Origin of the sequence: Marinomonas sp. IMCC 4694 (assembly GCF_008122525.1) — a bacterium.
Taxonomy (GTDB): domain Bacteria; phylum Pseudomonadota; class Gammaproteobacteria; order Pseudomonadales; family Marinomonadaceae; genus Marinomonas.
The window spans coordinates 1,675,028-1,677,697 of record NZ_VSRV01000001.1; the positions used below are offsets into that span (position 1 = coordinate 1,675,028).

Genomic DNA, 2,670 nt, shown 5'->3' on the forward strand with positions numbered 1-2,670 from the left:
TAGGTCGTCATCGCTTTTCTCTCTTTTTTGATCATAGCGGCTCGTTCTGTGACCACCCCAGAAGCACAATATCCTCGATACATGACTTATCTTTCTGCGATTTATTGCCGCAGTCGAAGCAGTTGATCGACACTCAGTACTAAAATGCCAAACATCAGGTGACTCATGACTTTTACCTCACCACGTACCCAGATGTGTCGACCTCCGAACTCATCCTTGAGTCGGCCATTGGCTCGTTCTGCGCCCGAACGTTCCCGATAACGCACCGTATCGGCGGGTTCAAATCCTTCTTTCTCGCCCCCTCTGGGGTTGTGATCTATCAGGGGCACATGCCCTAACTCTCTACTGTGCTCATGCAGGTCAATACTGCAGTAGGCGGCGTCCATCAGATCATAAAGGTTGGTCACCCTCGCCGCACTGATGTGAGACAGAGGGATGGCGGCACGGCTGTCATGCATGGAGGCTGAGGACAGCAAAGCGGAGATGGGGACGCCACAGTCTGCAATGTCTAGATGCAGTTTGTAGCCATTCCAGCTGTTTTTATAGCCTTGAGCATTGCATTTTGTGCCACGACGGCAATCAACCGGGATCTCTTTAAGCATCTCTTCTAGGCATTGGGTACGTTGCCGTGCCACATTGAATTTGATCGGGCGTTTTTCATCTTTGTCCTTGCGGGGCCGCCCTTTAAGCTTAGGTTTATCCGTGTCCACTTTGTCGATCTTTTGTGGACGTTCTCACTCACCTTAATCGCCGTCCCGTCTCGGCTGATATGCCCAATGAGACGATCTCCAAAGTGCATTTTGATCAGCACCTCGTGGGCACGTTCGGCCAACTTATCTTTGGCAAACGTCTCGAACGCACGAGAAAAAGTCGAGGCTGAGGGCAGTTTCTTATGAAGCGGAAATCCACAGATTCGCTGTAATGCTTTGTCCATGTTTAGGCGTTCTATTAGATGCACCGTGGTGGTAAGCCCAAGCACTACCTTGGCAACAAACGCGTTGGCTAACCAAGCGAGTTCATGGGGAGGACGCCCCGTCCGATACGAAAAGCGTGTCACAAACTCTTCGATGCGAGACCATTCCAAGATATGAATCAGTTTTTCAAGTTTTGGGGTCAACAAGCCTATTTCTTGGTGTAAAGCAGGAATCAATTGGCCTTGAACGATTTGCCAGCGTTGCATTATTTGTTGGGGCGTCGTAGCATTCATAGAGTGGGTATGTCGATGTTGTGTGAGAACGCTATCGTCGCCGGAAACGGCAGCCCACGTCTTCTCTTTTTTCGTTATTCCACGAATAGATATGGCTTATATCGACAGTTTTGCAATTACCTCTAATAATAGGTAAAAATGAGGTGAATTATGAGTGGAAAACGCTATACCGATGAGTTCAAAATTGAAGCCGTTAAACAAGTCACTGAGCGCGGCTATAAGATTGCAGAAGTGGCTGAGCGACTCGGCGTTAGTTACAAAAGTATGCATGATTGGATTGCCCGATACAGCAAACCAGAAGTGACCAGAAAAGCGGAAGATTCAGCTCTGTCAGAGGTCCAGCGACTCAAAGCTGAACTTAAACGGGTGACCGAAGAGAGGGACATTTTAAAGGAGGCCGCCGTGTACTTTGCCGGGGAGTCAAAGAAAAGTACACGTTCATAAAATCACGGCTCCACGACTATTCTATTGTTGTCTTGTGTCGAACACTGCAAGTCCATAGGAGCGGTTTTTACGCTTGGCTGGACTGTCCAAAAAGTCGACGAGAGCAAGAAGATGATGAACTTGCCATCACCATTAAAACGCATTGGCTTGAGAGTGGTTGTGTTTACGGATACCGCAATATCACCAAAGACCTAAAAGGAGAAGGTAAGTCTTGTGGGAAAAATCGAGTGCTAAGGGTGATGCGCCGCGAGGGTTTAAAAGCGCTAATAGGCTACAAACGCCACCCTGTTTTTTATCGTGGGTCTGAACGTAATACAGCCCCCAACACACTAAATAGAGAGTTTATTGTCCCAGAACCAGATCAAGTATGGGTAACCGATTTTACGTACATCCGGACAAAAGAAGGCTGGCTTTACGTGACCGTCGTTGTTGATCTATTTTCTAGATTGGTCGTAGGATGGTCAATGAGATCAAAGGCGACAGCGGAGTCAGTTATTGATGCTTTACTCATGGCGATTTGGCGACGACGCCCCACAAAAAGAGTACTGGTACACTCAGATCAAGGCGCTCAATATACCTCGAAAGATTGGCAAACCTTCTTAAAAGATAATAATCTAGAAGCCAGTATGAGTCGTCGTGGTAACTGCCATGATAATGCTGTTGCGGAAAGCTTTTTCTCATTGTTAAAAAAAGAAAGAGTCCGCAATCGAACCTACAAAACAAGAAGTGATGCTCGTTCAGAGATTTTTGATTATATCGAATGCTTTTATAATCCAAAGCGACACCATGGATCAAATAATGGATTATCGCCACTGCAATATGAGAAGCGATATTTTACGGAGCTAGAAACTGTCTAGAAAACTGGGTCCATACCAGGGTTACAGATACAAGAAACACCTTTTTTTGGTGAAAATTTATACCGTTTTCTTTTTTTGCATTATTATTGACATATTGTGCAAAAATTGCATAAAAATAATTCAGCGATCACTAATCGCTTGTTGCATACATAGGATTGATAA

The 2,670-nt window shown here is 45.8% G+C and carries 1 protein-coding gene and 1 pseudogene; one reads left to right on the forward strand and one right to left on the reverse strand.

Translation table 11 applies throughout. The annotated features are described in order from the left end of the window. Positions 1–101: 101 nt before the first annotated feature. Positions 102–1,207 (reverse strand): annotated as a pseudogene (locus tag FXV75_RS07675) (transposase). Positions 1,208–1,357: 150 nt separating this feature from the next. Between FXV75_RS07675 and FXV75_RS07680 the strand changes: the two are divergent. Next, positions 1,358–2,508 (forward strand): IS3 family transposase gene (locus tag FXV75_RS07680; RefSeq protein ID WP_148832237.1). Its coding sequence is split into 2 segments (ribosomal slippage): positions 1,358–1,595 and positions 1,595–2,508, totalling 1,152 coding nucleotides; the frame shifts between segments, so codons are not numbered across the junction. The last annotated feature ends 162 nt before the right edge of the window (positions 2,509–2,670 follow it).